Below are 20,929 nucleotides of genomic sequence, written 5' to 3' on the forward strand. Positions count from 1 at the left end.
GGCGCCCAAGGCAGCCGAAGCGCCCAAGCCCGCAGCGGCAGCAGCACCCGCAGTAGATCCGGCCCTCCAGGCCAAGGCCGATGCCGAAGCCAAGGCCAAGGCGGAAGCCGATGCCAAAGCCAAGGCCGACGCCGATGCCAAGGCCAAAGCCGAAGCCGAAGTAAAGGCCAAAGCCGATGCCGAAGCCAAGGCCAAAGCGGATGCCGAAGCCAAAGCCAAAGCCGAAGCCGATGCCAAGGCGGCGGAAGCAGCCAAGCGCGGCGTCGAGGAAGATGCGATCCGGCTGGCGAGAGCCAAGGAGCGCGAAGAGCGCACGGGGAAACGGGCGGCGCATGCGCCCAAGGCCGCAGCCGAAGCCAAGGCGGCCAAGCCCCAGTTGACGCCGGCTGAAATCCAGAAGAACGCCCTCGACAAACTGGTCGAAAGAATTCAATGGGTCAACGGAAGACTTTACTAAAAACCATTCGTTTGTCTGCAAACTGCTTACTACAATACTGAGGAGGAACCTCAAGATGGCAGAAGTAAAAAGCGACGTTAAGGTAAAAGTAGCGAACCCCCAGGATGCATCTATTGATGCCGCAACCCAGATGATGATCCGGCGCGCCCAGAGCCTTGGAATCGACACCTGCTTTGACCGCAACGTCACCCTCAAACCCTGTAACATCGGCAATCAGGGCACCTGCTGCAAGAACTGCGGCATGGGCCCCTGCCGTCTGCCCCTGACCAAGGATTACGACGAGGCGAACGACACCCGTAAAGGCATCTGCGGCGCCACCGCGAACACCATCGCCGCCCGCAACTTCATCCGCATGATCGCCGGCGGCGCGGCGGCCCACTCCGACCACGGCCGGAACGTGGCCGAGGTTTTCCTGACGGCCGCCCGCAAAGAGTCCGAGGCCTACCAGATCAAGGACTTCAAAAAGCTCCTGGAGATCGCCCCCTACTTCAACGTGGCCACCACGGTGGAGAAGGACGGCGCCGTCCTGGACCGGGATCTGGATGAGATCGCACTGGAAGTCGGCGAGAAGGCCCTTGAAGAATGGGGAAAGCCGGAAGGCGAACTCCACTACCTGAAACGGGCGCCCAAGCCGCTCTATGACACCTGGAAGAAGGCCGGCGTGCTGCCGCGCAACATCGACCGCGAGATCGTGGAGATCATGCACCGGACCCACATGGGCGTCGACCAGGATTACAAGAACCTCATGAAACAGGGCACCCGGGCCGCTCTGGCCGACGGGTGGGGCGGCTCCATGATGGCCACCGACCTTCAGGACGTACTGTTCGGCACCCCGTACCCCCTGACCTCGGAAGCCAACCTGGGCGTCCTCAAGGAAGACCACGTCAACATCGTCATCCACGGCCATGAACCGGTTCTCTCCGAGATGATCGTGGCCATGGCCCAGAAACCGGAACTGGTGGCGTACGCCAAATCCAAGGGCGCCAAAGGGATCCAGCTCTCGGGCATCTGCTGCACGGCCAACGAGATCCTCCAGCGCCACGGCGTGCCCCTCTGCGGGACCTTCCTGCAGCAGGAACTGGCCGTCATCACCGGCGCCGTCGACGCAATGGTGGTGGACGTCCAGTGCATCTTCCAGAACCTGGCCAACGTGGCCAAATGCTTCCACACCAAGCTGATCACGACCCATCCCATCGCACGGATGGAGCAGGACAACGTGATTCACATCGAGTTCGACGAACATCACGCCATCGAAGACGCCGAGCGGATCGTCCGCATGGCCATCGACAACTTCACCAACCGCGGCTCGGATGTCATCATCCCGCGCCAGAAATCCCCGATCGTCGCCGGCTTCGGCGTGGAGTCCATCGAGTACCACCTGGGCGGCACCTTCCGGGGCACCTACTACACCCTGAACGACAACATCATCAACGGCCGCATCCGAGGCATCGGCGCCGTCGTGGGCTGCAACAACGCCCGGGTCAAGCACAACGAGGGCCACATCGCCGTCGTGAAAGAGCTGATCAAGAACGACGTCATCGTCCTCACCACGGGCTGCAACGGCATCGCCTGCGCCATGGAAGGGCTCCTCACGCCGGAATCCGCCAAGGTATTCTGCGGCCCCGGCCTGGCGGAGGTCTGTGAAACCGTCGGCATCCCGCCGGTCCTTCATATGGGCTCCTGCGTCGACAACAGCCGGATCCTCCTGGCGGCGACCGAGGTGGTCAAGGCCGGCGGCCTGGGCACGACCATCAGCGACCTGCCCGCGGCCGGGAGCGCGCCGGAGTGGATGAGCGAGAAGGCCATCAGCATCGGCCAGTACGTCGTGGCCTCTGGCGTCTATACCGTGTTCGGCGCGGTTTTCCCGACCACCGGGGCGCCGGTCTTCCAGCGGTATCTGTTTGAAGAGATGGAAAAGATGTACGGCGGCATGTGGGATTTTGAAGCCGATCCCGTCAAGCATGCCTGGAAGATGATCAACCACATCGATGCCAAGCGGAAGGCCCTGGGCATCGACCAGGCCCGCGAGCGCGTCATGATGGACTTTGCCGACCGCCAGGCCCTGGAGGCATAAGGGGTGTCAGGCAACACATTCCGGGGGATTTATCCCCATGCAACCCATGTTCGATAACGTGATTCACCACGAAAACCACAAATCCTCAATGAAGGGGGAAATCATATGTCAAGATTAGTCGCATTCGCCGGTATTCAGGGCGGTTACAACATCGTTTCCAAGGTCGAGGGCCGTTACAAGAGAGCACTGGAATCCTATGACGCCACCACCAAGGTCGGGTTTCCGAACACGGCCTATTTCCTGCCGGTCATCTATTCGCTCCTGGGCATCAAGGTCGAGACCCTCGACGACATCAAAAAACCCCTGGATGTCATCCGGAAGCTCCTGCCCCCCCATATCAAGGGCAGCAACCACCTCCCCTACCTCGGGCCCCTTCTGGACGCCGGCATGGCCGCCGTCTTCGCATTCGAGATCGACGAGGCCCTGAACTATCTGGAAAAACCCGATTTCTACTATGTTTCCGAGGAAACCGACGTTGAAAACGGGAAGATCTGGCTGGGCGCGGCCGAGGACACCATCTTCCGGAAACGCGGCGTCGAGTTTGTCGACGGCTCCGCCCCCGGGTTCGCCGCCATCGTCGGCGCGGCCCCGTCCCCGGAAATCGCCAAGAAGATCATCGAGGAATACCAGAAACGATCCATCTACGTCTTCCTGGCCGCCAACCAGAACGGCACCTCCTGCGCCCAGCAGCTCATCGAGGCGGGCGTGGACATCGGATGGCACACCAAGATTGTTCCCTTCGGCCCCGAGATCTCTGCGGCCGTCTTCGCCCTGGGCTTCGCCAACCGCGTCGCCATGGCCTTCGGCGGCGTTCCGGCCGGTGATTACAAGCAAATCCTCATGTACAACAAAAACCGCGTCTTCGCCTTCGTGAACGCCCTGGGCGACGTCAACGCGGAGTGGGCCGCCGCCGCGGCCGGTGCGGTCAACTGGGGCTTCCCGACCATCGCCGACACCGACATCCCGCAGATCCTGCCCACGGGTATCTGTACCTACGAGCATGTTCTCGGCAACGTCTCGCACGACAACCTCGTGGAAAAATCCATCGAGACCCGAGGCCTCAAGGTCTCCATCGCCCAGATCAACATTCCGTGCTCCTTCGGCCCGGCCTATGAGGGCGAGCGCGTCCGGGGCAAAGAACTCTTTGCCCAGGCCGGCGGTGGAAAGACCCTGTGCACGGAATACCTGGAGCAGGCCGACATGAAGGAGATCGACGACGCCAAGGTAACGGTTATCGGTCCGGACATCCCCGACATGAAGCGCGGCGACGTGTTCCCGCTGGGGATCTTTATACAGGTCGCCGGCCGCGAGTTCCAGAAGGATTTCGAGCCGATCCTGGAACGCCAGACACACCACCTGGTCAACTATATCCAGGGCGTCATGCACGCCGGCCAGCGCGATATCGCCTGGGTCCGCATCGGCGACGCGGCCGTGGATAAGGGCTTCACCCTGAAAGACCTCGGCGTGGTCCTCCATGCCAAGCTCCATCAGGATTTCTCGGCTATTCTCGACAAGATCCAGGTCACCCTTTACACCAAGAAGGAGGACGTGGAAAAGCTGGCTGCAAAGGCCCGGGCCGCCTACAAGTATAGAGACGAACGCGTCGACAAGATGACCGACGACGACGTGGAGACCTTCTATTCCTGCACGCTCTGCCAGTCCTTCGCCCCCAACCACGTCTGCACGGTCAGCCCCGAGCGAACCGGTCTCTGCGGCGCCTACAACTGGATGGACTGCAAGGCAGCCTTCCAGATCAACCCCACGGGCCCCAACCAGCCCATCGAGAAGGGCGAGTGTCTGGATCCCAAGCTGGGCCAGTGGAAGGGCGTCAACGAGTTCGTGTCCAAAGCCTCCCGCGGCGCCGTCACCCACTATAACTTTTATTCCATGGTCATCGACCCCATGACCACCTGCGGCTGCTGCGAGGCCATCGCGGCCATGCTGCCCGGCTGCAACGGCGTCATGACCGTCCACCGGGAATACACCGGGGAGACCCCCTGCGGCATGAAGTTCACCACCCTGGCCGGCGTCATGGGCGGCGGCGCATCCTCTCCGGGATTCGTGGGGCATTCCAAGTACAACATCACCCAGCGGAAATTCCTCGTGGGCGACGGCGGCCTGCTCCGCATGGTCTGGATGCCCAAGAGCCTGAAGGAAGAGATCCGTGACCGGCTGATCAAACGGGGCACGGAAATGGGATGTCCGGACCTGATCGACCGGATCGCCGATGAAACCGTCGGCGTCACCGAAGAGGAGATCATGTCCTTCCTCAAGGAGAAAAAACATCCGGCCCTGGATATGGAGTCGATCGTCGGGTAAGGAATACGATTACAGAACCAAGGAGCGGCGACCCCTGTGCCGCTCCCTTACCAAGATACCGATCGGGGGGTCAGGCGCCTCTGATTCCCCGATACCGAATAAGGAGATTATTTTATGGCTTTAACCGGTATTCAGATCTTTAAACTTCTGCCGAAAACCAACTGTAAGGAATGCGGCGTGCCCACGTGTCTTGCGTTTGCCATGAACCTGGCATCCGGTAAGGCTGAACTGGACCAGTGCCCGTACGTATCCGACGAAGCCAGAGAGAAACTCGCGGAGGCTTCCGCGCCCCCGATCCTGCCGGTGGAAATTGGAAAGGGCGTGAGGAAATTCACCGTCGGCGGAGAAACCGTTCTCTGCCGTCATGAAAAGACTTTTTTCAATCCCTGCGCATACGCCGCCGTCGTGGGCTCCGACATCGCCGACGCCGCCCTCGAATCCAAGCTCAAGGCCTGGAACGCTCTTCAGTACGAGCGGGTCGGCCTCAACCTGAAACCCGAGCTGGTGGCCGTGAACGATGTGGGCGGAAATGCCGCAGCCTTCGCCAAGGTTGCCAAAACCGTGGCCGAAACCTCGGAGTTCAACGTGATCCTCATGACCGAGAAGACCGACGTCATGAAGGCCGGCATCGAAGCCTGCGGATTCAAGAACCCCGTCATGTGCGCCGCCACGGCCGCCAATATCGACGAGTGGGGCGCCCTGGCCAAGGAAAACAATCTGCCCATCGTGGTCCGGGCCGATTCGGTCGAGGCCCTTCAGCCCCTCACCGACAAGCTGGTGGCCCTGGGCCACAAGAAGATTCTTCTGGATCCAGGCTCCCGCGAGGTCAAAAAGGCCCTGGAAGACCAGGTGGCCATCCGCCGCTCCGCTCTTAAAAACGGCAACCGCAGGCTGGGCTTCCCCACCATCACCTTCCCCTGCGCCATGGCCGACAATCTTGAGACCGAAACGATGATCACCGCCATGTTCACGGCCAAATACGGCGCCATCAACGTGTTGTCCGATTTCACCGGCGAGAGCATTTTCCCGCTGCTTTTGGAGCGTCTCAACATCTACACCGACCCGCAGCGGCCCATGACGGTCGTCGAGGGCATCTATCCCATCAACAACCCCGACGAAAATTCACCGGTCCTGGTCACCACCAACTTTGCGCTGACCTACTTCATCGTTTCCGGTGAAATCGAAGGGAGCAAGGTCCCCTCCTGGCTGCTGATCAAAGACTCCGAGGGTCTTTCCGTCATGACCGCCTGGGCCGCCGGCAAGTTCTCCGGCGACGATGTCGGTGCGTTCGTCAAGAAATCCGGCATCATGGACAAGACCAAGACCACCGAGCTGATCATCCCCGGCTACGCCGCGGCCATCGCAGGCGACGTGGAAGAGGAGCTTCCCGGCTGGAAGATCACCGTCGGCCCCAGGGAAGCCGCGCACCTTGCCGCGTTCCTGAAGGAGAAGACCAAATAGCAGAACGATGACAGACGGCCCCTCCCCCGGCATATCCCGCGGGAGGGCGCTGCGCCGGCATCATAACCATTCATTTTTTGTCCTCGGGGTGATAAAACCGGATACATATCTCCCGACGGCTCGGGCGTGGCTTCAATTCAGAAGTCCGGACCCCTTGGGGTTTTGAACAGACGCCGGGAAGAGATCGATCGTTTTTTCATCCTTATTGGGTTAATTTTTTTAGGGTAGGAGGTTTTTCATGGCGAAATTGAAAGATGTGTTGCGACCTTTGAACGATGGTGAATTCTGGGTCATCGGAGAAAGTCTCAACGTTATCGGAAAAGAGATCGGAAAGGCGTTCAGGGAGCGCAACGCCAAGCCCATCCAGGCGGAAGCCCTGTTTCAAAAGGAAAAGGGGGTCGACCTGATCGACATCAACCTTGGTCCGGCCAAGAAAGACGGCCACGAATTGATGCCCTGGGTCGTCGAAACGGTTCAGGAAGTGGTCGACGATATTCCGCTGGTGCTGGACACATCCAATATCGATGCCATCCACGCAGCGCTGCCGAAATGCAAGATGCCCCCCATGATCAACTCCATCATGGTCCGGCCGGCACGCTATGAAAAGATGGTTCCCATTGCCGCCGAGTTCAGCGCCGACTTCTGCGCCCTGATGTGGGGCCCAGAGGGGCTGCCCCGCGACGAGAACGAGCGGGCCGCCCTGCTGGTCGAGCTGATGACCGTGGCCAACGAGGCCGGCATTGAAAACGACCAGATGTGGGTGGACGGCCTCGTGACGCCGGTCAACATCCAGCAGCCCCAGGCCATCTCCCTCATGAACTTCATGGACATGCTCCAGGATATCATGCCGGGCGCCATGAGCACCTGCGGCGTTTCCAACATCTCCAGCGGCGTGCCGGACAACCTGCGCCATGTTCTCAACATCACCTTCACGGTCATGCTTCAGGTCCACGGCATGAAGTCCTTCATCGCCGACTGCAAGGACGACATCACCATGGACCTGGCCCACGGCAGGCGCCCCGACATCCTCAAGGCGATCAAGGACACCATGGACGGCAATCCGCCGGATATGAAAAGCATTTCCCAGGAGCTTCAGCATTACGTGAAGTCCACCAACGTCATTCTCGGGAAAACCCTTTTCTCCGACTCATGGCTCGACGTCTGATACGCAAAAAGACGCCAACAAAGCCTCTCCCTTCGGGGTGAGGCTTTTTTTTCTTGAAGGGAACACCTTATGGCGCGCATGGATGATTATGTCAACGCGAAAGCGCTGGCCGTCAAGACCCTGGCCGATCAGCCCTTTGAAGGGATCGCAGAACGGTCCGGGCTCGAAGTCCCGGCTGAAAACGAACTCAGGATTCCTTTCCTGAACCGGGTCTACCGGGTGCGATACCCGGAATTCCGGTTCGAGGACGAGGCCTCCTCGGATCAGGAGATCCCCATCCAGGAACAGGTGCTGATCCTCCACTACCTGGAAGGCGGCAGCAACGCCGTTACCGATGAGGTCATCGCCTACCGGGAGATCGAGGGCGCCGCTTTCTACTTCAGCTCCTTCGTCAAGCGCGCCATCGATCCGCTCAAGAAGGTCTTCGGCCGGAACGCCGACGGCATGAAGGGACCTGCAGAAATCCTGGGCGGGACCCCCATCAAGGCGGGCGACGCCGGCTACGAGTTTCAGGTCCTCCCCCACGCTCCCATCCAGTTGATTCTCTGGGAGGGAGACGAGGAGTTCGAGCCGGAAGCCAATATCCTGTTCCGGGAAAACATCGCCGATTTTTTTTCACCGGAAGACGTGGCCTGGTATGCCGGCATGCTGGTCTACCGCCTGATCTCCCTTTCTTATCCAAAAGGCTGATCCAGGGGCGCCGCCGCATCCCCCGATCCCACGCCCGCCCGGGGATGGCGCGCCGGCCGCCCATTTTGAAAGCCTGAAGAAGGAGTCTGACTTGGTCCAGTCCAAAGCCCTTGAGGTCAATCTGGCCAGCTACCATGTAGAAGTCGATATCGACCCCCGGTTCACGGTCCTCCATGACGTCATGTCTCAATATTACGGACTGCTGGAGGGAATGAACACCTTTCTCAAGGAACTCTCCCACCCCCGCAGAAACCTCCAGTTCATCGTCGGGGAGGCCCGGGGGTACGCCCTCAATTATTTTCACCTGCTCAAATCCCATCCCGAGGGGCATGAAGCGGCGCGGCTCTATGTGGAGATCTTTCTCGACGCCATCCACTCCACCATGGACCCGAAGGTGCAAACCGATGCCGTCGACAATCTCCTACTGTTCCTCCAGAAGATCATCAAGGAAGCCGGCGTCTCCCACATCGAGCGGTTCATGCCGGTCTTGAACGGTGCCTTCCGGTGCATCCGCGAGCTTGACGACAAGGTCTTCTTTCTTTTCGTCATCAGCTATTACCGCATGGAGAAGATCGGGGAGGAGCTGATCTACTATACCAGCGACGTATCCCTGGATCTTGCGGAGATCAACCGCCTTCTCTTCAAGTACTTCCGGCACGCCTACGGCTACTGGCAGGGAGTTGAAGACCCCATGGCATGGTTCGAGAAGGAGGTCGAGAACGTCGGAAACCGGGAGCGGCTGCTGGAGATCTTCGACGATGTCTCCCACAAACAGATCGCGGCCCTTCTGTCAGACCTCGACGGCACCGCCCGGATCGGGGCCGAAAGAGGCCTCTACCAGCTCAGCCAGTTCCTGACCCTTCCCGGATACAGCCATTTTGTCGAGACCTACCGCGAAATCCCCTACAAGCTGCTTCACTCCGGTAAGGATCAGGGCCAGGGCAACCGGAGAAAGGTCATCTTCCTGTTCCACATCATGAACATCTCGGGCCTGGCCCTCATCCACGAGGAGGCCCTGAGGGACATCAACCGGACTCTCAGCTGGCTCATCAGCAACGGGAAGTATACCTACCTCGTCAAACTGATCAACGACACCTTCTCGATTCTGGATACACGGACCCACGAATTCCCCCAGACCGCCCTCTCCTGCGTCCTCAACATGGGAAAAGGGATTTACAAGACCGACGACATCGACCTGGTCAAGTCCTTCATCAAGCATGTCAGCGATCTGGGATTTCAGGCCCCGATGATCCGCGGGGTCGGCAATGACTGGCAGATCCGCGTCAATCCCGCCCATATCCTGAACATCCGGACCTGGCTGGAGCTGATCGAACTCAATCCGAAATGGTCCACCCGCCTGCTCTCGGACCTGATCATCCATCTTTCCCTGGGCGGGGTCTTCATCAAGGACACGGATCTCTTCCCCCGCGACATCACGGCACTGCTGAACAGCGACATCGGGCCGGTCTACAACCTGGTCAAGCAGCTGGCCCGGCTCTTTCCCGTCTATTTCAACGATATCGGGGCCGAGGGGGACCTGAGGGACATCTCCACGCGGATCGACGAAATCTCCCACCGGAAAGACCCCCTCATCCACTTTCTCCGGAAACAGACCCATGTGGAGAGCAGCAACCGGGTGGTGGGATTCATCGAAGCGATGCTCCGCTTCTGGCTGACGCAGGACAAGGGGCATGTCGAGCCTTTCGTGCCGCCCAGCATCTTCGAGCAGATCGACCCCTCCAGTCCATACGTGACGGAGGTTCACCGGATCCTCTGCCACCTTCAGGAAAAAGGACTCCGGTTCCCCGGGGATCTCCTCTCCCAGAGTGAAACCGACCTCGACACCCTGCTTGCAGACCTCCCCCCGGTTCGGGAGCACGAGAAGGAACGGGTAGCCCTGGCGGTCCATTTCTACCGGCTGCTTCACCAGAAATACTCGCTGGTCATGGAGCCCGAGGTCTGCGAGGAGATCGGCAGCTACCTCGCGCAGCTCAAGACGGACGGGTTTCCCGGCCTGGAAGGCCTGAAAACGGCGCTCCTCGAAAAGGATTTCTCGATAAAACTGGCCATGCTGCTCGACTGCCTGGAGGCGCTGAAGGCCCTGATCCTCTCGGATCAGACCTTCGAAATCCGGGAGGATATCTATAAAAAGCGCCACATCACCGTGGACATCCCTTCCATGTACGGCAGCTACCACGAGATGAAGTTCAATGCCCTGGGCTTGACCTTCCGGGTGGAATCGGTCGCCAATGTCTGTTTCGAGGAGATCGTCGACAACATCGACCTGAGCCTCATCACCAAGGAGACCTTCTACCGCATCCATGAACTGCTGAAGCTGTTCGACCGGGCCCTGAAGCTGGACGGCATCTCCTCGGTGGAGTTCCAGAACCAGATGGAGCTTCTGGAGCATTCCCTGGAGACGCGCGGGTTCACCTTCACCCAGTACCTCGACATCTTCAGGGGGTTTGCCCGGTCGGTCTCCAACGTCATCAACGACTATTTCAACAACACCCACGAGAACAATCTCAACAGGATCATCTCACGATTGTCCCGCGACGAGATCCTGGAAAAATACCTCCCCCCCTGCGCCGAAATCGACCTGGAAAAGCGCCAGCACTGGATCTCCGAGCTTTTTCTGCGGGAAAAAATCTCGCTCTCCCTGGGCCTCCGCCAACTGGACCTCTTCCTGAGCCGGATCCTCAGCACCCTGTTTCACCAGTCCTACAAACTTCCGGACAGCAAGCTGAGGCTGCTGCTCAACTACAACCCGCAGCGCGCCATGACGACCATCCGCGATCCCGAAAAGTCGGCCGAGGGGATCATTCACCTGGGCAACAAGGGGAACAACCTGGTCAAGCTGAACGAGCTGGGGTTCCAGACCCCGCCCGGCTTCATCATCACCACCGAGGTCTTCCGCTGCCGGGATGTCATCGCCTCCTATCCCCCGGCCGATCAGAACTTCAAGGAGCAGGCCGCCCGACATATCCGCCTGATCGAGGCGCAGGCCGGGAAAAAATTCGGGGACACCCAAAAGCCCCTGCTCTTTTCCGTGAGGAGCGGCTCCTCCATCTCCCAGCCCGGCATGATGGACACCTTCCTGAACGTGGGCATCAACGAGGAGATCGCCGAAGGCATCGCCCGGCAGACGGGAAACAAGTGGTTTGCCTGGGACAACTACCGCCGATTTCTCCAGTGCTACGGCATGGCCTTCGACCTCAAGCGCAACGACTTCGACGAAATCATGCGGCTCTTCAAAAAGCAGAAGGGAATCGCGGTCAAGCGGGGCTTCAGCGGCGATGAGATGCGGGAGCTCGCCCTGGCCTACAAACAGCGGATCCTGGACGAGGGCATCGAGGTCATAGAAGACCCCTTCGCCCAGCTCCTCCTGACCATCACGAAGGTGCTCAACTCCTGGGAGTCGGCCAGGGCCAAGACCTACCGGAAGATCATCGGCATCTCCGACGACTGGGGGACAGCCGTGACGGTCCAGAGCATGGTGTACGGCAACGCCTCCCAATCCTCGGGTTCGGGGGTCTTCTTCACCCACAACCCCAAGTGGTCCGAGGACAATCTCCGCCTCTGGGGGGACTTCACCATCGGCAACCAGGGGGAAGACGTTGTCGCGGGCCTGGTGGCAACGCTGCCCATCTCCATCATCCAGCAGGAAAACGAGATGCGGGATACGGACATCACCCTGGAGACCCATTTCCCGGAAATCTATCAGGCCCTCATGGCGTGGGCCAACCAGCTGATCTACAAAAAGGGGTGGAGCCCCCAGGAGATCGAGTTCACCTTTGAAAGCCCACACACCCGGGATCTCTACATCCTCCAGAGCCGGAACATGACCATGCGCGAGCGCAAAAAGGTATTCACCTTCGACCTGGAGGATACGGCCGTGGAAAAGCTTTTCCTGGGCAGCGGCATCGGGGTCAGCGGCGGAGCCATGAGCGGACGGGCCGTCTTCAGCCTGGAAGAGATCGACCGCTGGCGGACCGTCGAGCCCGAGACGAACCTCATCCTGATCCGGGGCGACACGGTCCCGGACGACATCCAGGAGATCGATGCCACCGACGGCCTCATGACGGCCCGCGGCGGCGTCACCTCCCATGCCGCGGTGGTCGCCCACCGGCTGGGGAAGACCTGTGTGGTGGGCTGCGTCAATCTGGTCTGCAACGAGAGCGAACGGAACGCCCAGTTCGGCGAGGTGCACATCGAATCCGGGGATTTCGTCAGTATTGACGGCCATGAAGGCTTGGTGTATCAAGGGTTCATGAAAGTCAGGGAAACATAGTGCATCAGAGTTCGAAGCGAGAACCGTCGAATTCGGAAAGGAGTCAAATGGACAGCAGCTCATCGAGGCTGGGGATCAACGGAATGGGAAGAATCGGCAAACTGACCCTCTGGCATCATGTCGCCCGCAAGCATTTCGACGAACTGGTCGTCAACCTGGGACGGCCGGTCGGCAAATCCATGGCGGACATCGCCCACTATGTGGAACGGGACTCCACCTACGGCTTTCTGGCCGACTACCTTTACGGACGCGGCGCGAGGCCCGTGATCCAGGAGATCGACAACCCGAACCAGACCCTTGTCATCGACGGCATCCGGGTCCGGTTTCTGCTGGAAAACCGAAACCCGCAGGCCATCGACTGGAAGGCTCAAGAGGTCCGGCTGGTGGTCGACACCACCGGCCAGTTCATCGATCCCACCCTGCCCGCCGACCACCCCAAAGGGTCCGTCCGCGGTCACCTGGAGGCCGGCGCCGAAAAGGTCGTCGTCTCCGCACCCTTCAAGATCAAGGATCAGCGGCAGGAGATGCCCGCCGACGCCGTGACCACAGTGATGGGGATCAACGATCACGATTACGATCCTCGCCGCCACAGGATCATCTCCAACGCCTCGTGCACCACGACGTGCCTGGCCCACATGATGAAGCCGCTGATCAATATATTCGGACCGAGGAAGATCCTCTCGGCGTCCATGGCCACGATCCATGCGGCCACGGGCTCCCAGCAGGTGCTCGACCGGCTCCCGGGCGCAGGCGCGGGCGACCTCCGGAAAAACCGCAGCGTGATGAACAACATCATTTTGACCTCCACGGGGGCCGCCAAGACGCTCCGCCTCGTCATCCCCGAGATGGAGGAGATCGGCTTCATCGCGGAATCGGTCCGAATCCCCACCAGCTCCGGATCCCTCGTCATCCTGGTCGTCAATTTCCAGGAGGAGCCCGCAGGCAACCCCATCCGACGCGAGACCATCAACGAGATCTACCGTCAGACGGCCCATCAGGACCCGCGAAACTATCTCCATTTCTCGGAGCAGCAGAACGTCTCCGGCGACATCATCGGCAGCCCCAGGGCCGCCGCCGTCATCGAAGGGCATGAAACCCACACCCGGACGGCGGAGGTCACCATGGACCTGGGCAGCATCCCCGGTCTGGACGCCAGGGTCCGGGAGATGCTCACGGATACGGTGGTGAGGATCCCCATCACCCAGGCCGTCATCTACGGCTGGTACGACAACGAGATGGGCAGCTACGTCAACATGCTGGGCGACCGGACGGTCACCGTCGCCGAGAGCATGTAGATTATCCGGCAAGGGCTTCGAGATCGCTGCGGGCCTCCCCGAGGGCGTGGCTCAAGGCCACGAACTCCCGGACGGAGAGCGTCTCCGCGCGCCGGGCGGCGTCGATCCCCGCCGCATCCAGGGCCAGGCCGGCCGCCTCCGGCGCGATGTGAAGCTCGCTTCCGGCCAGGGCGTTCCGGAGCGTCTTGCGCCGCTGCCCGAAGGCCGCCTTGACCACCTGAAAAAGAAAGGCTTCGTCTGAAGCCGGATGCTCTATTGTCTTCCGGAAGCGGACCTCGATCACCTCGGAGTCGATCTTGGGCTTGGGGAAAAACAGGTCTGCCCGCACCTCGGCCAGGGACCGGACCTCCGCGCAGTAGGCCAGCATCACCGACAGCCGTCCGTAATCCCTGCCCCCGGGCTTGGCCATGAAGCGCCGGGCAAGCTCCTTCTGGAACATCATGGCGGCACGGTCGATCCACCTGCGGCCTTCGATGAGGCGGACGACGATCTGGGAGGAGATATGGTAGGGCAGGTTGCCGATCACCACGAGGGGCTGGTCGATCCCCTCCTGCCGGACAAAATCCGCGAGGTCGAACTTGAGGATGTCCCGGGTCAGGACCGTCACGTTGTCGGCCTTGTAGAGCAGGAGTTCGGTTTGGAGCAGGTCGATGAGACCCCGGTCCGTCTCGACGGCATAGACCCGCTTCGCGGCCTTGGCCGCCGGCACCGTGAGGGCGCCCAACCCGGCCCCGATTTCCAGGACGATCTCCTCCGACGAAATGCCGGCGCGGTTCACAATCATCCTGGGGATCGACGGGTCCGCCAGGAAATTCTGGCCCAGCTGCTTCTTGGGCCGCAACTTCCATGCCTTGAGTAGGGATACCGGTGACGTCATGACAGGGGACTACCACGAATGCCGCCCTTTTTCAACCGTGGTTCTTTATCTAGGCCAAGCCGCTCGGCATTTTAAATTTTTTATATCTATTTCCATGCTTTATATTGACTTTTGACTTCGTTTCAAGTAATTCTCCCCCTGCAACCGCATATCTTATCCTGCAATCAGGATAGATAAACGCCCGCGGCCGCGCCGCCCCGAAGGGCATAGGTCGCCCGTGCGCCGGCGAACCGCGGCATTGTATCCACTGCCGTAATGGTTATCGTAACTAGGGGTATCGGGGAAGGATCTCCCATGGCCGTCAAAAAAAAGCGAAACTACAATCTCAACGCCCTGGTCAGAATATTCCTGCGAGAGTACAGCATTCCGACCAAAAAGGACGTCGATCGGCTGATGGCCAGGATCGACCGCCTGGAGCAGTTGATCAAACAGGACATCGAAAACAGCCGCGTGAGACGTCCCCAGCCCAAGTCCGGCAGCAGCCAGGCCGCTTCGGACGCGGTCCTCTCGGTGATAGAGGATTTCAAAGACGGCGTCAATTTTGCCAAAATACAGGACATCACCGGATTCGAGGAAAAGAAGCTCCGAAACATCATCTACCGGCTGCACAGAATCGGAAAAATCGAGCGGATCAACCGCGGAACCTATATCGTCCCCCGGGGGTGAGGCCTGGAAGGCAGCCCCACCGGGGGAAGCGAGGGAATGCCCATGAACTCTCAAACGGAATTTCGGCACCCGGAGGTAAAGGAGGGCGATCGCATCGGCGACCATGAGGTCCGCCGCATCGTCGATCTGCCGGAGATCAACGCGCGCTACATCGCGCTGGAACATGGCCCCGCCGGGGCAAAACACGTCCACATCAGCCGGGACGACCGGGAGAACACCTTCAGCGTGGCCTTCAAGACGGTGCCCACCGACTCCACGGGCGTGGCCCACATCCTGGAACACACCACCCTCTGCGGCTCGCAGAAATTTCGGGTGCGGGACCCGTTCTTTTCCATGATCAAACGGAGCCTCAACACCTTCATGAACGCCTTCACCGCATCCGACTGGACCATGTACCCTTTCTGCACCCAGAACCGGAAGGATTACTACAATCTCATGGACGTCTACCTGGATGCGGCCTTCTACCCCGAACTCTCCGAACTCAACTTCAAGCAGGAGGGTCACCGCCTGGAACTGGAGGGCGGCCGGCTGGTCTACAAGGGCGTGGTCTACAACGAGATGAAGGGCGCCATGTCCTCCCCCGACCAGGTCATGGTGCGCTCCCTCATGAACGCCCTGTATCCGGACACGACCTACCGCAACAACTCCGGCGGGGAACCTTCCGATATCCCGCGGCTCACCCACGCGCAGCTTGCGGCGTTCCACCGGCGCCACTATCACCCCAGCAACGCCTTTTTCTACACCTACGGCGATCTTCCCCTCACGGACCATCTCGCCTTCATCCAGGAGAAGGTCCTCGGCCGGTTCAGCCGCATCGATCCCGGCACCAACGTGCCGACCCAGCCGCGCTGGCAGGCGCCCAAAACGGTTTCGTACCCCTATCCCCTCTCCCCGAGCGAGGACCCGGAGAAAAAATACCAGGTCAGCGTTGCCTGGCTCACGGCGGACATCCAGTCGGCTTACGATGTGCTGGTCCTCTCCCTCCTGGGCGAGATCCTCATGGGCAACGCGGCCTCACCGCTCCGGAAGGCCCTCATCGACTCCGGCCTGGGCTCTTCCCTCGCCGACGGCACCGGCTATGACGCCGACAACCGGGACACTCTCTTCGCCTGCGGCCTGAAAGACGTCAAGGCGGGGGACGCCGGAACCATCGAGGGGATCATCCTAAACACCCTGACGGAGCTCGTCCGGACGGGCATCGACGGCGAACTCATCGAGGCGGCCATCCACCAGCTCGAATTCCACCGCAAGGAGGTCACCAACAGCCCCTACCCTTACGGGCTCAAGCTCATGCTGGCATTTTCCGCCCCCTGGTTCCACGGCGCGGACCCCGTCCGGAGCCTCCGTTTCGACGATGACCTGTCCCGGCTCAAGGCGGCCCTTGCCGCGGAGAGGGTCTTCGAGGAGGCCATCCGGCGCTTCCTGACCGACAACCCCCACCGGGTCCTCTTCACCCTGGTGCCGGACCAGAAGATGGCCCATGCCGAGGAGTCCCGCACGGCCGCGGAGCTCGCGCGCATCCTGGAGGGCCTCACCCCGACCGAGCTGGCGCGCATCGAAGCCGACCAGGAAGCCCTGACGGCCCTCCAGGAAACCGAGGAAGACCTTTCGGTGCTCCCCACCCTGGAGATCGAGGACATCCCCCCGTCCATCCAGACCGTGGCCCCGGCGTCCCCTTTCGGCCCGGGGCCCGTGACATGGTATGCCCAGCCCACGTCGGGCATCCTCTACTTCACCGCCGCATCGGGCGTCGCCGGGGTTTCTGGTGACCTGGTGCCGCTGGTGCCCTTTTTCTGCTACGCCTTTCCCAAAATCGGCACCGCAAAAAGGGATTATGCGGAGCTTGCCCGCCTGCTCGACATGGTCACGGGCGGGGTCGGGCTTTCGGCCCACACCCGGACCCGGTACGGCGGGGAACGGGCCTGCCTGCCCTTTGTCACCCTGAGCGGCAAGTGCCTCGTGCGCAACCAGGACAAGATGTTCGACATCCTGGCGGAGTTGCTCCACCATTTCAATTTTGCGGACCTTGCCCGGCTCAAAACGCTCTTCCTGGAATACCGGGCCAACATGGAATCGATGATCGTCCGCAACGGGCACAGCCTGGCCATCTCCCTCGCCTCCCGCAACTTCTCGGTCTCCCGGGCCTTGAGCGAGACCTGGCAGGGCGTGCATCAGCTCAGGGCCATCAAAGACCTCACCGAGGACCTCACGGAGACCCGCCTGGCGGAGATTTCCGGCCGGCTCGTGGCCATCGGCCGGGCGATCTTCACCCGGAAGAACCTCAAGATCGCGCTGGTCGGGGAGGATTCTGCCCTTGCGGCGGCGGTTTCGCCGGTATCCGGATTGATCGCGGGACTTGAAGATCGGAACGGCGGCGGCTTTGCCGCTCCGGAGGCCGTGGCCCCGGCGGGGGCGGTTCCCCGGGAAGGCTGGAGCACTGGGACGGCGGTCTCGTTCGTGGCCAGGAGCTTTGAAACCGCGGCCATGGGGCACCCCGACGCGCCGGCCCTGGCCGTCATCGGCAAGATGCTCCGCAGCCTCTATCTCCACCGGGAGATCCGGGAAAAGGGCGGGGCCTACGGCGGGTTCTCCATCTACAACCCCGAGGACGGCCTGTTCTGCCTGGGCTCCTACCGGGACCCCCATGTCGTCAACACCCTCCGGGTCTACGACCAGGCCGGCCCCTTCATCCGGAGTGGCAGATTCACGGACGACGACGTCAAGGAGGCGATCCTCCAGGTCTGCTCCGACATCGACAAGCCCGACCCGCCCGGGCCGGCCGCCCGGAAGGCATTCATCCGGCAGCTCGTTGGACTGAACGACGACCTGCGGCGGGAATTCAAGGCCCGCCTTCTGGAGGTGGACCCGGATCAGATCCGGGCCGCGGCCGACCGGTACTTTGACGGCGGATCCAGGCCCCAGGCCGTGGCGGTAATCTCCAGCGAGGAGAAATTGAAGTCGGCCAACGCGGAGCTGGCCGAAAGGCCCCTGACGCTGCATCAGATCTGACGGAAGAAAATATCGAGGCATGAGTCGCCGTGCGTATCCCCTCGCCGGACGATACGAACTCGCGGCCGCCGGGGTAGGGTGCGAAAGCAACCCTTGCTCGAACAGGCGTCTCCTCCGGCGAGGGGATACGCACGGCTCTTTTTGATTCAGGATTAAATGGAGATCGAAATCATGCGCATTGTGATTATCGGCGCCGGGGCCATGGGCTCCATTTTCGGCGCCATGCTTTCTTCGACGTCGGATGTGGTACTCGTCGACCCCCTGGAACGCCACATCGCCGCCATCGCGGAAAACGGCCTGACCGTCGAGGGGGCCGGCGGGACCCGGGAGATTTTCCGGCTTCACGGCACCACCGACCCGGACACCCTGGCCCCGGATTTCGATCTGGCCGTGGTCTTCACCAAGTCCCCCGACACCCGGGACGCGGTAGCGGAGGCGAAGTCCCTGCTGAAGCCGGCAGGCATGGCCCTGACCCTGCAGAACGGCCTGGGCAACCTGGATGAGATCGTCCGGGTGCTGGGGCCGGCCCGGGCACTGGTGGGAGTGACCTCCCACGGCGGCACGATGATCGGGCCGGGGCATGTCCGCCACGCCGGGAAAGGCCCCACCTTCATCGCCGGGGCGTCTCCCGAGACCCGGGGCGTCGCCGAGGTTGTCGCCGCATTCCGGGACGCGGGCATCGACACGGCCCGAACCGAGGACCCCGATACCCTCATCTGGGGCAAGCTCGTCATCAATGTCGGGATCAACTCCCTGGCGGCCATCCTGCGGGTCCCCAACGGCGTTCTGGCCGCGACGCCCGCGTGCGAAATCCTCATGGCCCAGGCCGTGGCCGAAGCCGTGGCCGTGGCGGAGCGCCTCAAGATCGCCCTGCCCTACGGCGACCCCCTGGCCCACGTAAAGGAGGTCTGCCGGAAGACGGCCGAGAACCGGGCCAGCATGCTCCAGGACATCCTGAGGGGCGCCCGGACCGAAGTGGGCGTCATCAACGGGGCCATCGTCGACAAGGGGGCGGCCCTGGGCGTGGCCACTCCCTGCAACCAGTTCCTGTCCGAGATGATCGCGGCCCTGGAGGCCACAGCCGATCATCGGATCGAATAGATCAACCGACCCCGGCCCGGCACAACAGGCAGGTGCCGGGGATCTTTCCCCGCCGGAGGAGACGCCTGTTCGAGCAGAGCTTACCTCCGCGCGCCAGGCCTTCCGGCCGCGAGTTCGTATCGTCCGGCGGGGAAAGATCCCCGGCGCCGCGCTGCATGCAACCGATTCCCGAAAAGGAGCCCTCATGACACAGAAAACGACCGTCGTCGACATCAAGGCCAGAAAAAAAACCGGCCCCCCCATCACCATGCTGACCTCCTATGACTACCCCTGGGCCCTGCTCGTGGACCGGGGCGGCATCGACATGATCCTCGTGGGGGACTCCCTCGGGATGGTGGTCCTGGGCTATCCGGACACCATCTCCGTCACCATGGAGGAGATGATCCACCACGTGAAGGCGGTGAGCCGCGTGGTCAAAAGCGCCCTGGTGGTGGCCGACATGCCCTTCGGGTCCTACAACGTCTCGGTGGAAAAGGCCGTGGAGAACGCCAACCGGATGATGAAGGAAGGCCGGGCCGACTGCATCAAGCTCGAGGGCGGCAGGAGTATGGCCCCGGTGGCAGAGGCCATCGTCCGATCCGGCACTCCCGTCCAGGGCCACATCGGCCTCACGCCCCAGACCGCTTCGGCCCTGGGGGGCTTCAAGGTCCAGGGCAAGAGCGCCGAAGCGGCCCGGGCACTGATCGACGACGCCAAGGCCCTGGAGGCGGCGGGCTGCTTCTCCGTCGTTCTGGAGGCGATCCCCGCGCCCATCGCCAGGATGGTCACCGAGGCGGTGGAGATTCCCACCATCGGCATCGGCGCCGGCGTCCACTGCGACGGCCAGGTGATGGTCATCCACGACATGGTGGGCCTCTTCGACCGGTTCACCCCGAAGTTCGTCAAGCAGTACGCCAGGATCAGCGACACCATCACATCGGCCATCTCGGCCTACGCCGACGACGTGAAAAACCGGCGGTTTCCCGGGGAGGAGCACAGCTTCACCATGAAGACCGACGAACTGGACAAGATGGATAAAAACCAGTAACGGCCGAAGCTCAAGCATCAAGGAAGGGGCATGACCGAATCCTATCAGATTTTCCCCATCGGAACGATCCACAAGGAGGGCGACGCCGCCAGGATCGAGATCCAGGAAGCCTACCGGGAGGCCATGGACGGCCTGGAGGGCTTCTCCCACATCACGGTGCTCTATTGGTTCAACCAGAACGACACCCCGGAGATGCGCGGCACCCTCATGGTCCACCCGAGAAGGGACCAGACCAACCCGTTGACCGGGGTTTTCGCCACCCACTCCCCCCTGCGGCCCAATCTCATCGCCCTGACCCACTGCCGGATCACGGGCATCGAGGGCAACGTCATCCACATCGACGAGATCGACGCCTACGACCAGACCCCGGTCATCGACATCAAGGCCTACATCCCCATCGACAAACTGACCAAGGAGACCGTGCGGGTGCCGGACTGGGCGAACAAACCGTGGGACAGGGCCGACGCGAAACCCTGATGCCGATGGCCGAAGGCAAG

The 20,929-nt window shown here is 61.5% G+C and carries 13 protein-coding genes and 1 pseudogene; 13 read left to right on the forward strand and 1 reads right to left on the reverse strand.

Features of this window, described 5'->3' with window-relative positions:
* The 8 genes and pseudogenes from ACEW8N_RS14730 to ACEW8N_RS14765 all read left to right on the forward strand — a co-directional run.
* A pseudogene (locus ACEW8N_RS14730) lies at positions 1 to 457 on the forward strand (acetyl-CoA synthase); the annotation flags it as partial.
* Positions 458 to 512: 55 nt separating this feature from the next.
* Positions 513 to 2,531, forward strand: coding sequence for an anaerobic carbon-monoxide dehydrogenase catalytic subunit (cooS, locus tag ACEW8N_RS14735; protein ID WP_373500596.1), 2,019 nt, complete (start codon positions 513 to 515; stop codon positions 2,529 to 2,531).
* Positions 2,532 to 2,636: 105 nt separating this feature from the next.
* The gene (gene acsB / locus ACEW8N_RS14740) at positions 2,637 to 4,850 is read left to right on the forward strand and encodes an acetyl-CoA decarbonylase/synthase complex subunit alpha/beta (protein WP_373500597.1); all 2,214 of its coding nucleotides are present in this window, start codon (positions 2,637 to 2,639) and stop codon (positions 4,848 to 4,850) included.
* 114 nt (positions 4,851 to 4,964) lie between these two features.
* Complete coding sequence (acsC, locus tag ACEW8N_RS14745; protein ID WP_373500598.1) at positions 4,965 to 6,311, forward strand: acetyl-CoA decarbonylase/synthase complex subunit gamma; 1,347 nt, start codon at positions 4,965 to 4,967, stop codon at positions 6,309 to 6,311.
* Positions 6,312 to 6,549: 238 nt separating this feature from the next.
* Complete coding sequence (locus ACEW8N_RS14750; protein ID WP_373500599.1) at positions 6,550 to 7,476, forward strand: dihydropteroate synthase; 927 nt, start codon at positions 6,550 to 6,552, stop codon at positions 7,474 to 7,476.
* A 69-nt stretch (positions 7,477 to 7,545) separates the two neighbouring features.
* Positions 7,546 to 8,166 carry a DUF3786 domain-containing protein gene (locus tag ACEW8N_RS14755; protein WP_373500600.1) on the forward strand — a complete coding sequence of 207 codons (621 nt, stop codon included), beginning with the start codon at positions 7,546 to 7,548 and terminating at the stop codon, positions 8,164 to 8,166.
* A gap of 91 nt (positions 8,167 to 8,257) precedes the next feature.
* Entirely contained in the window at positions 8,258 to 12,457 is a 4,200-nt protein-coding gene (locus ACEW8N_RS14760; protein WP_373500601.1) for a PEP/pyruvate-binding domain-containing protein, read from the forward strand.
* Between the two features lie 47 nt (positions 12,458 to 12,504).
* A complete protein-coding gene (locus tag ACEW8N_RS14765; protein ID WP_373500602.1) occupies positions 12,505 to 13,752 on the forward strand; it encodes a type I glyceraldehyde-3-phosphate dehydrogenase in 1,248 nt (415 codons plus the stop codon).
* A gap of 1 nt (position 13,753) precedes the next feature.
* Here ACEW8N_RS14765 and rsmA read toward each other — a convergent pair whose 3' ends face one another.
* A complete protein-coding gene (rsmA, locus tag ACEW8N_RS14770; protein ID WP_373500603.1) occupies positions 13,754 to 14,629 on the reverse strand; it encodes a 16S rRNA (adenine(1518)-N(6)/adenine(1519)-N(6))-dimethyltransferase RsmA in 876 nt (291 codons plus the stop codon).
* Positions 14,630 to 14,923: 294 nt separating this feature from the next.
* Between rsmA and ACEW8N_RS14775 the strand changes: the two genes are divergently transcribed.
* From ACEW8N_RS14775 to tsaA, 5 genes are all read left to right on the forward strand, one after another.
* Entirely contained in the window at positions 14,924 to 15,295 is a 372-nt protein-coding gene (locus tag ACEW8N_RS14775) for a hypothetical protein (protein ID WP_373500604.1), read from the forward strand.
* A 42-nt stretch (positions 15,296 to 15,337) separates the two neighbouring features.
* Entirely contained in the window at positions 15,338 to 18,304 is a 2,967-nt protein-coding gene (locus ACEW8N_RS14780; RefSeq protein ID WP_373500605.1) for an insulinase family protein, read from the forward strand.
* A gap of 171 nt (positions 18,305 to 18,475) precedes the next feature.
* Entirely contained in the window at positions 18,476 to 19,405 is a 930-nt protein-coding gene (locus ACEW8N_RS14785; protein ID WP_373500606.1) for a ketopantoate reductase family protein, read from the forward strand.
* Positions 19,406 to 19,589: 184 nt separating this feature from the next.
* The gene (gene panB / locus ACEW8N_RS14790; protein ID WP_373500607.1) at positions 19,590 to 20,432 is read left to right on the forward strand and encodes a 3-methyl-2-oxobutanoate hydroxymethyltransferase; all 843 of its coding nucleotides are present in this window, start codon (positions 19,590 to 19,592) and stop codon (positions 20,430 to 20,432) included.
* Positions 20,433 to 20,462: 30 nt separating this feature from the next.
* Entirely contained in the window at positions 20,463 to 20,909 is a 447-nt protein-coding gene (tsaA, locus tag ACEW8N_RS14795) for a tRNA (N6-threonylcarbamoyladenosine(37)-N6)-methyltransferase TrmO (protein ID WP_373500608.1), read from the forward strand.
* Positions 20,910 to 20,929: the final 20 nt, after the last annotated feature.

The sequence above is a fragment of the Desulfococcus sp. genome (assembly GCF_041737845.1).
GTDB lineage: Bacteria > Desulfobacterota > Desulfobacteria > Desulfobacterales > Desulfococcaceae > Desulfococcus.

Bases quoted from the DNA above. Each gene is read 5' to 3' on its own strand.
- cooS (WP_373500596.1), top strand. From the start codon at position 513: ATGGCAGAAGTAAAAAGCGACGTTAAGGTAAAAGTAGCGAACCCCCAG.
- acsB (WP_373500597.1), top strand. From the start codon at position 2,637: ATGTCAAGATTAGTCGCATTCGCCGGTATTCAGGGCGGTTACAACATC.
- acsC (WP_373500598.1), top strand. From the start codon at position 4,965: ATGGCTTTAACCGGTATTCAGATCTTTAAACTTCTGCCGAAAACCAAC.
- ACEW8N_RS14750 (WP_373500599.1), top strand. From the start codon at position 6,550: ATGGCGAAATTGAAAGATGTGTTGCGACCTTTGAACGATGGTGAATTC.
- ACEW8N_RS14755 (WP_373500600.1), top strand. From the start codon at position 7,546: ATGGCGCGCATGGATGATTATGTCAACGCGAAAGCGCTGGCCGTCAAG.
- ACEW8N_RS14765 (WP_373500602.1), top strand. From the start codon at position 12,505: ATGGACAGCAGCTCATCGAGGCTGGGGATCAACGGAATGGGAAGAATC.
- rsmA (WP_373500603.1), bottom strand. From the start codon at position 14,629: ATGACGTCACCGGTATCCCTACTCAAGGCATGGAAGTTGCGGCCCAAG.
- ACEW8N_RS14775 (WP_373500604.1), top strand. From the start codon at position 14,924: ATGGCCGTCAAAAAAAAGCGAAACTACAATCTCAACGCCCTGGTCAGA.
- ACEW8N_RS14780 (WP_373500605.1), top strand. From the start codon at position 15,338: ATGAACTCTCAAACGGAATTTCGGCACCCGGAGGTAAAGGAGGGCGAT.
- ACEW8N_RS14785 (WP_373500606.1), top strand. From the start codon at position 18,476: ATGCGCATTGTGATTATCGGCGCCGGGGCCATGGGCTCCATTTTCGGC.
- panB (WP_373500607.1), top strand. From the start codon at position 19,590: ATGACACAGAAAACGACCGTCGTCGACATCAAGGCCAGAAAAAAAACC.
- tsaA (WP_373500608.1), top strand. From the start codon at position 20,463: ATGACCGAATCCTATCAGATTTTCCCCATCGGAACGATCCACAAGGAG.